Source organism: Candidatus Deferrimicrobiaceae bacterium, assembly GCA_035256765.1.
GTDB lineage: Bacteria > Desulfobacterota > Deferrimicrobia > Deferrimicrobiales > Deferrimicrobiaceae > CSP1-8.
Genome location: DATEXR010000079.1, coordinates 1 through 8,847, shown reverse-complemented (window position 1 = coordinate 8,847; position 8,847 = coordinate 1). Strand labels below are relative to the sequence as shown.

Here is an 8,847-nt window from a genome sequence, read left to right as displayed (position 1 = left end):
GCCCTCGTGGGCCCTCTCCCGGTTCGGGTACTCCACGACGAGGCCGTCCACGACCACCTTTTTCACCCAGGGAAGGGTCCGCGAGATGAGATGGGACGCCATCGCCTTGTCCACCGCCGCCTCGGGGGGCTCATAGATATGCGTGGGGCGGTTGTGGCAGTCCATGCAGTCCATTTCCTTCTTTTCCCGGGAGGCGAATTCTTTCGGGTCCCCCCGGAAATCGAGGCTCACGTATTCGTCCTCGGTGCCGTCGGTGCGCGTCGCCTTGATCCAGGGAATGTCCTGCTGCTGGCGGTCCAGGGAGATGTAATGGACCTTGTTCTCGGTGATCATGTGCCAGTGGATGCCGGCGCTCTCCCCCAGCTCGCCGCTTCCGCCGCCCGTCTTGATCCCCAGGCTGATCTGCTCGGGGGTGTTCTTCTCGTCATACCGGAAGTGGGGGATCTGCTTGAGCTGCGTGCCGAAGAACTTCGCCGGCCAGTGGCACTCCTCGCACGTCTCCCGGGCGGGCCGTAAGTTCTCGATGGGGGTGGGAATCGGTCTCGGATACGTATCGAATGTCACGGCGATGACCTGCCTCGCCCCGGAGATCTTCGATTTCACGTACCAGGACGCGCCCGAACCGACATGGCAGTCCACGCAGGGCACGCGGGCGTGGGGCGACTCCTGATACGCCGTAAACTCGGGCTCCATGACCTTGTGGCAAAGCTGCCCGCAGAACGAGGTGGTCTCCGTATAGAGGAAGGCGTGGTACGACACGAAGGCCAGAAGGATCGCGAGGAAGGATCCCCCGAGGATGGCGTAGCTGAACGTTTTCCGCATTGCGGGCTCGTTCAGGTCGAGCAGGGGGTAGGGGAGGGCCTCGTCGACCCCGAGGCGGCGCCTGCGGATGCTCTCCCGCCGCATCCCGTACAGGAACAGGATGGCACCGAGGGTGAAGAAGAACGGGAACACCATGAAGGAAAAGATCCCGAGGTAGGGGCTGTGGGACTTGAAGCTGAACTGCAGCAGGAGAGAGAAGAGGATGAGGAAAACGCTGATGATCGCCACGTACGCGCCTATGAAGCTGATGGCGTTCCGGTACAGCCCTCCCCTTTTGGCATCCTCTGGCATGGCCGGTCCCCTTTCCCCCCGCGCGGCCCGCACCCGGGAAATCTTTCCTTGCCTGCTCCCCGGGCATGATCGCGAAACCGGACACCGGTTACGGTGCCCGCGGGATCATGATATACGGAAATAAAGAACATAGTATACGAGGTTACCCATGGTATTCACGGAAACGTTTTCCCTGTCGGCGAAAGGGTTCTGCGACATCATCGACGTCACGGGGAAAGTCGCCGCGGCGGTCGGCCGCTCCGGCATCGCGAACGGGCTCGCCACCGTCTTCTGCCCCGGGTCGACGTGCTCCCTCACCGCGATCGAGTACGAGACGGGCGTCCTGCGGGACCTCGCGAACGTGATCGAGAAGATCGTTCCCTCGAACGTCCCCTACGAGCACGACCGGCGATGGGGGGACGGCAACGGCTTCTCCCATGTCCGGGCGGCCCTCCTCAAGCCGTCGATCAGCGTCCCTCTCGTGAACCGGAATCTCGCCCTGGGGACCTGGCAGCAGATCGTCTTCCTCGACTTCGACAACCGGGAGAGAAGGCGGGAGATCATCGTCCAGGTGGTCGGGGAATAGGCGCGCGGCGGGGAAGAGCGATGTCGGCGGGTTCGTCCCTGGTGCCGGAGAAAGCGGATGTGCTCATCGTGGGGGCGGGGATCATCGGTCTCACGCTCGCCCGCAGCCTGGTCATGGCGGGGTACGAAGACATCGTCATCGTCGAAAAGGAGGCCGCCCCGGGGATGCACGCGTCGGGGCGCAACAGCGGCGTCCTGCATGCCGGGATCTACTACGCCCCCGACAGCCTGAAGGCGAAGTCGTGCCTCAACGGGAATTTCCTGATGCGGGCCTACTGCCGGGAGAAGGGACTGCCGCTTCAGGAGAACGGCAAGGTGATCGTCGCGCGCGACGAGGGGGAGATTCCCGCGCTTTCCGAGCTGATGCGCCGCGCCATGGCGAACGGGGCGAAGGTGGAGATGATCGACGAGGCGCAGCTGGCCGGCATCGAGCCGAACGCGCGCACGGCGGGAAAGGCCCTCTTCTCCCACGATACCGCCTGCGTCGACCCGGCGGCGATCCTGGCCTCCCTCCGGAAGGACCTGGAGACGGGAGGGAAGGTGACCCTGGCGACCGGTTGCCTGTTCACAGGGGTGAAAGGCTCCCGGAAGGCGGTCACCAGCAGGGGGGAAATCTCGTTCCGCAAGTTCGTGAACGCCGCCGGCGCCCACTGCGACCGGGTCGCGCACCTGTTCGGGGTCGCCCGCCGGTACCGCCTCATCCCGTTCAAGGGAATCTACCGGAAACTGCGGAAGGGACTCTCCCACACCGTGCGGGGGAACATCTATCCGGTTCCGGACATCCGCAACCCGTTCCTGGGGGTTCACTTCAGCCGCGACGTCCACGGGGAGGTATATCTCGGCCCGACCGCCATCCCCGCGTTCGGGCGGGAGAACTACGGGATCTTCTCGGGAATCGACCGGGAAGGGGCGTCCATCGCGCTCTCCGACGCGGTCCTTTTTTTCCGGAACGCGAAGTTCCGGGAGGTCGCCCTTACGGAGCCTCGGAAGTTCGGAAAGAGGGCGTTCTTCCGCGACGCCGCCCGGCTGGTGAAGGTCCTGTCCCCCTCGGACATCGAGCCCTCGGAGAAGGTGGGGATACGGGCGCAGCTGGTGGACTGGCAGACCAAGGAACTCGTCATGGATTTCCAGGTGATTGCCGACGGCGACGCGATCCACATCCTGAACCCGATCTCGCCGGCCTTCACCTCCTCCATGGATATCGCGCGGACCCTGGTGCGCGCTCACTTCACGGGGAGCGGACCGGAACGCGGGGGGGAGCCGTCGTGACCGGTTTCCGGGGGAAACCGGACATCCGGGGGATCATCTTCGATTTCGGGGGCGTCATCCACTCCTTCGACACGGCGGTATTCTTCGGGCGTCTTCGGGACCGGACGGACAGGACGCTCGAGGAGATGGCCGTCCTCGTGGCCGGATCGGGGCTGCCGCGGAGCTACGAATCCGGGGAGATCACGTCGGGGGAGTTCTTCCGGGGGGTCGCGGGATTGTGCGGGCTTTCCATCACCGAGGAGGAATTCCTCTCGGCCTTCGTCGACATGTTCACCCCCATCGAGCCCACGATCCGCCTGATCCGCGGGCTGTCGCGGTCGTACCGGCTCGGTCTGCTGTCCAACACGAACGAGTGGCACTTCAAGCATCATATCCGGGCCGTGGACATCTTTCCCCTGTTCGACGCGGTGACGCTTTCCTACCAGGTAAAAGCCATGAAGCCGGCGGAGCAGATCTACCGGGACTCGCTCCGGAAGATCGGCCTTCCCCCGGGAGAATGCGTGTTCATCGACGATCGCGAGGAGAACGTCGCGGGAGCGCAACGATTGGGCATCCGGGCCATCCACTACACGGGGCACGAACGGCTGGTGTCCTCCCTGGCCGACCTGGGCGTCCGGGTGGGACCGGGGACCGAATGAGGAAACGGAAGAGGAGGGGCTCCGGGTGAAGGCGGTGCGGATGAAGGGAGCCGGCGGCGTGGAGGTCCTCCACGTCGGCGAACATCCCGATCCCCTCCCGGAGCCCGACGAGCTTCTGGTGCGCATCCGGGCGACGGCGCTCAATCGCGCGGATCTCTTGCAGCGCAGGGGAAAGTATCCGCCCCCCGAAGGCGCCTCCGAAATCCTCGGGCTGGAGATGGCGGGCGAGGTCGAGACCGCGGGCCCCGGGTGCGGGGGATGGATGCCGGGCGAACGGGTCTTTGCCCTCCTCTCGGGCGGGGGGTACGCGCAAAAAGCGGCCGTCCCGGCGGGGATGGCGATGCGGATCCCGGAGCGGTTGTCGTACGAGGAGGCGGCCGCGATTCCCGAGGGGTTTCTGACCGCCTACCACAATCTTTTTTCCCTCGGGGAACTTTCGGCCGGGATGACGGTTCTGGTCCACGCCGGCGGAAGCGGCGTGGGGACGGCGGCGATCCAGTTGATCCGGGAGGCGGGGGCCGTGTCCCTGGTCACGGCCGGGTCTTCGGAGAAGATCGACCGGTGCCGGAAACTCGGGGCGCGGGCGGGGTGGAACTACCGGGAGGGGCCCTTCGCGCCGTGGGTGGCCGGGCAGACGGGGGAAAGAGGGGTCGACCGGATCCTCGATTTCGTCGGCGCCCCGTTCTTCGCGCAGAACCTCGCCTCCCTGGCGGCGGACGGGAGGCTGATCGTCATCGGAGCGATGGGGGGCGCAACGGCGGAGCGGATGAACCTCCTCGATCTCCTGTTCCGGCGGCTCCATATCCTCGGCTGCTCGATCCGCTCCCTGGACACGGCGAGAAAGATCGACCTCACGGAACGGTTCGCGGCCTTCGCCCTCCCCCGGTTCGCGGACGGCCGGTTGATCCCGGTGATCGACTCCGTCTTCGACTGGACGGAGGCGGGAAGCGCCCATCGGCGGATGGAGTCGAACGCGAACGTGGGGAAAATCGTGCTCCGGGTCGGCTAGGCCCACGGTGCGCAGCCCGGTCCGCCCCTTCGATCGGGAATTTGACACCCCCCTCCGCTTTCCTTTCAATAACGTCAGAAAATGCCGGGATGCCGGAAAGGATATCCTAATTGTTTCGGCAGGTTGGGAATTGATCGCGATCGGAACGGGACTTGCTACCTTGCCTTCAGGAACAAAAGGAGGGCGGGATGAGAAACATCAGGATGTTCCTGAAGATGATCTTCACCCCGATCACGATCATGCTGGTGCCTCACTCCCGGACGAAACCGGTGAACGTCCGGATCCCTCTCGCGGGGATCCTCTTCTCCATCGTCTCGTTCTTCGCCGGGGTCGTCTACCTGTTCACGGTCGCCGTGCACACCGTCGAATATTATCAGATGAGGGAACGGCTTTCGTACGTCACCTCCCAGTTCCTCGAACTGAAATCCACCATGCATTCCCTGAAACAGGCGGAGCATGAGTTCCGCAGGCTCTTCTCCTTGAAGTCGAAGACGGACGTCCTCGAAACCGCGGAGTTCATCGACACGGGGTCGCTCGACATGAAGGCTCTGCGGACGCAGATCGACGAGGCCATGAGATCTGTTACGAGCATCAAGCAATACATCACGGAACAGAAAGATATCTATCGGGCGACCCCGATGGGATGGCCGGTGCCGGGACACGTCTCCTCGGGCTACGGGTATCGCGACCATCCGCAGTCGGGCAGGAGACAGCTGCACACCGGCGTGGACCTCTCCACGGCTGTCGGGACGGAGGTCCTGGCGACCGCGGACGGGATCGTGACCTTTTCGGGGGAAACGAGGATCAGCGGCAACGTCGTGGTCATCGAGCACGGTCGAGGGTTCAACACCGCCTACGCACACAACAAGGAAACCCTCGTCACGGTCGGACAGCCCGTGAGGCGGGGCGACGTCATTGCATTGTCCGGGTCCACGGGGCGTTCGACGGGACCCCACGTGCACTACGAGATCTGGAAGGACGGGCACCACGTGAACCCGTCCCAATTCCTGGCGAGGAGGTGATCATGTTCGGAAGGTCCGCAACCAGGCTCGAGACGGTCCTCGGAGCCGACTCGACGGTCAAGGGGGAGATGGTAGTGCGCGGAACGGTCCGGATCGACGGGAACCTGGAAGGGGATATCCGGGCCGACTGGGTCATCGTCGGAGAGACCGGAAGGATCCGGGGAAACGTGAAGGCCCGCGCGATCGTCGTGGGGGGAAGGGTCGACGGGAACATCGAAGGGTCCGAGATCGTCGAACTGAAGGACAAGGCGCAGGTCGTCGGAGAGATCTGCGCGGCGAAGCTCTCCATATCGGAGGGCGCCCTGTTCGAAGGACAGTCGTCCATGAAAAAGAGGAAGGAGGCGCAGGAAAGCCAGGAAGGGAAGATCAAGTCGCTCACGGTATCGCGATCGGCCTCGTAAACTAAGTACTCCGTTTCACAAATACGGTTGCATTCGAGCGCCGCTGCCTCCGCTCCAGACGAAAACCCGGTTCAACCAGACGTTCTTCCCGTTCTCCTTCAACGGGAGGGAGAACGGCTCCGACCGGTTCTACACGATCGACAGGATCCGGAAAGAGGTGCGGCCCACCTCCTATTACCTGGATCGCGGCGATGTTTCTTCTGGCGTACCACTCCGGGACGGCTTGACGGTCTGACGGTTCCCTCTTTCCCCCGTTCGAAACCTTTCTCCCCTTGCGGCAATCGATAGGGTGTACTTCCGAAGCATTTCCCGGTATTGCTGTCGCAGGGCAATCTGACGCGAAAAGCGGGGATGTGTCCGATGGATCGAACACCGGTTCTCGTGGTCGGAGCCACGGGCTACGTGGGAATCCGGCTCGTTGCGCACCTCCGGGAAAAGGGGTGGCGCGTGCGCGCCGCCGCCCGGTCCCTGAAAAAAATGGAGGCGCTCTCCTGGGCCGGGGACCCGGGGGTGGAACCCGTCCGGGCGGACGTGTTCGACCGCGAAACGCTTGCGGAAGCGTGCGAAGGATGTTCCGCCGCGTATTACCTCGTCCATTCCATGGGATCCCCTCGGGGCGACTTTTCCCGCGCCGACCGGGAAGGGGCCGCCAACATGGTTTGGGCGGCCGAACAGGCCCGGCTTGACCGGATCATCTACCTGGGGGGACTGGGGGAGGACGGAGAAACCCTAAGCGAGCATCTGCGGTCGCGCGACGAAGTGGGAAAGATCCTCCAGGCCGGGAAAGTGCCCGCGACGGTCCTTCGGGCGGCGATGATCATCGGATCCGGGAGCGGGTCCTTCGAGATCCTCCGGTACCTCGTGGACCGGCTCCCCGTCATGATCACTCCCCGGTGGGTGGACACGGAGAGCCAGCCGATCCCGATACGCAGCGTCCTTGCCTACCTTTCCGGTTGCCTCGAGGTACCCGAAACCGCGGGGGGCACGTTCGACATCGGCGGGCCCGAAATCGTGACCTACCGGCGGCTGATGCGGATCTACGCCGAGGAGGCGAGGCTTCCCCGGCGGCTGATCCTGCCCGTTCCGGTGTTGACCCCCCGTCTCAGTGCCTACTGGATCCACCTGGTGACCCCAATGCCTGCGGCGCTCGCCCGTCCCCTCGCGGAGGGCCTGAGCAACCGCGTGGTGTGCCGGGACGACAGGATCCGTCCCCTCATCCCGCAGGAACTCCTCGATTGCCGGCACGCGATCCGGCTTGCCGTGGCGAATTCCCGCCGGGACATCGTGGAGCCGGAGGGGGAGGGACCGGAGGCAAGGCCGCCGGAAAGCACGTTCCCGGGAGACGCGCCATGGGGGGGAGGCACGTCGTTCCACGACCATCGCCGGGTCGTTCTCGAGGCGACCCCGGAGGAGGCATGGGAACCCATCGGCCGGATCGGGGGGGAGGCGGGGTGGTATTTCGCGGACTGGCTATGGCGGCTACGGGGGGTCTTGGACCGCCTGGCGGGAGGGGTCGGAATGCGGCGCGACAGGAAGGAAGGGGATGCTCTGCGGCCCGGGGACCCCGTGGATTTCTGGAGAGTGCGCGCGGTGTCGCCGGGGAGATATCTTGTGCTCATCGCGGAGATGGCCCTTCCCGGTTGCGCCGTGCTGTCCTTCCGGATACGCAAGATCGGCCACCGGACGGTGGAAATCGAGCAACGGTCATGCTTCGTTCCGAAAGGCCTGGGGGGGATCCTGTACTGGGTCGCCGTGTCCCCCGTGCACCGGTTCGTCTTCCAGGGGATGTTGCGCGGGATCGCATCCCGGACCGGCAAACCCGTCGTTCGGGGGCCGGAAGCGGTCGCGCATTCCTCCTTCCCGGTGGGGGCTGCGTCCCCGGGAGAGGACGCGGCATGAGACTGCACACGCCCAAGGAATCTTTCCCTTCTCACTCCGCCGTCGCTCGGCCTCGAACTGGGTACGGAGCCGCCGCAGGAGATGCATCCGGGGATGATCCTCGAGTACCGCATCCGCCCGCTCCTCGGCATCCCGGTGCGCTGGGTGACGGAAATCACCCACGTCGTCCCGCTTCGCCTGTTCGTCGACGAGCAACGGTTCGGCCCCTACCGGTTCTGGCACCATCAGCACCTGTTCCGGGAGGTGCCGGGGGGCGTGGAGATGGAGGACCTCGTCCACTACGCCCTTCCCTTCGGCCCCCTGGGAAGGGGCGTAAACGCCCTCTTCACGGCCCGGCAGGTGAGGAGGATCTTCGAGTTCCGCCGCCTTTTCCTCGACCGCTCGTTCGGGGCGGTCCCTTCCCCCGGTACGGAACAGCGGTGAAGAGCCGGGAGCGGATGGCCCGGGAGGAGACCGCCTTGTGACCCGGAAGGACCCCGGCTCGCGGGGGGATTCCCCTCCGCTACGCTCGCGACCTTCGCCCGCTCGCTGCCGTTCCGCTCGCTTGAACCGCAACCTCGCTCCACAGGCCGCTGCGGGGACCCCCCGCATCGCCATGGGTCCCCGTCCCGGTTGCCCGTGGGCGCTTAAAAAAGCGCAGCAAGCCGAAGGAGTGGGGGAGCGCAGCCGTGCGGGTTCATTGCACGGCGAGCCACGAACGGAGCCCCCCTCCGAGGCTGCGGAGCGAGACACGAGCCCGTCCGGGGGGACACTCCTCAACGTACAACTCGATATAGGAATGTCCCCCTTTACGGTTAGAGTTCCGCGATCTCCCTCCGGTACCGCCACAGCATCCAGAGTCCCGGAAGGGCGGTCACCGCCGTGAGGAGGAAGAAGACCGCCCACCCGACCGACTCCACCACGTACCCGGACGTGGGAGCCACGAAGATCCT

At 65.1% G+C, this 8,847-nt stretch carries 9 protein-coding genes; 8 read left to right on the top strand and 1 reads right to left on the bottom strand.

Features of this window, described 5'->3' with window-relative positions; translation table 11 throughout:
- Nucleotides 1-1,113 (bottom strand): NapC/NirT family cytochrome c (locus VJ307_02425; protein HJX72984.1); only part of this gene is annotated, 1,113 nt, incomplete at its 3' end.
- A gap of 148 nt (nucleotides 1,114-1,261) precedes the next feature.
- On the opposite strand from VJ307_02425, the gene VJ307_02420 reads away from it, so the two are divergent.
- The 8 genes from VJ307_02420 to VJ307_02385 all read left to right on the top strand — a co-directional run bounded on the left by VJ307_02420 (nucleotide 1,262) and on the right by VJ307_02385 (nucleotide 8,338).
- Nucleotides 1,262-1,678 carry a secondary thiamine-phosphate synthase enzyme YjbQ gene (locus VJ307_02420; protein HJX72983.1) on the top strand — a complete coding sequence of 139 codons (417 nt, stop codon included), beginning with the start codon at nucleotides 1,262-1,264 and terminating at the stop codon, nucleotides 1,676-1,678.
- A gap of 20 nt (nucleotides 1,679-1,698) precedes the next feature.
- Entirely contained in the window at nucleotides 1,699-2,946 is a 1,248-nt protein-coding gene (gene lhgO, locus VJ307_02415) for an L-2-hydroxyglutarate oxidase (GenBank protein ID HJX72982.1), read from the top strand.
- Nucleotides 2,943-3,584, top strand: coding sequence for an HAD family phosphatase (locus VJ307_02410; protein HJX72981.1), 642 nt, complete (start codon nucleotides 2,943-2,945; stop codon nucleotides 3,582-3,584). The genes lhgO and VJ307_02410 overlap by 4 nt, the downstream gene beginning before the upstream one ends.
- A 25-nt stretch (nucleotides 3,585-3,609) precedes the next feature.
- Nucleotides 3,610-4,593 carry an NAD(P)H-quinone oxidoreductase gene (locus VJ307_02405; protein ID HJX72980.1) on the top strand — a complete coding sequence of 328 codons (984 nt, stop codon included), beginning with the start codon at nucleotides 3,610-3,612 and terminating at the stop codon, nucleotides 4,591-4,593.
- Nucleotides 4,594-4,781: 188 nt separating this feature from the next.
- Entirely contained in the window at nucleotides 4,782-5,615 is an 834-nt protein-coding gene (locus VJ307_02400) for a M23 family metallopeptidase (GenBank protein ID HJX72979.1), read from the top strand.
- A 2-nt stretch (nucleotides 5,616-5,617) separates the two neighbouring features.
- Nucleotides 5,618-6,016: a polymer-forming cytoskeletal protein gene (locus tag VJ307_02395; protein HJX72978.1), complete on the top strand. Its 399-nt coding sequence runs from the start codon at nucleotides 5,618-5,620 to the stop codon at nucleotides 6,014-6,016.
- Between the two features lie 360 nt (nucleotides 6,017-6,376).
- The gene (locus tag VJ307_02390; GenBank protein HJX72977.1) at nucleotides 6,377-7,915 is read left to right on the top strand and encodes an SDR family oxidoreductase; all 1,539 of its coding nucleotides are present in this window, start codon (nucleotides 6,377-6,379) and stop codon (nucleotides 7,913-7,915) included.
- 93 nt (nucleotides 7,916-8,008) lie between these two features.
- Complete coding sequence (locus VJ307_02385; protein HJX72976.1) at nucleotides 8,009-8,338, top strand: SRPBCC family protein; 330 nt, start codon at nucleotides 8,009-8,011, stop codon at nucleotides 8,336-8,338.
- The last annotated feature ends 509 nt before the right edge of the window (nucleotides 8,339-8,847 follow it).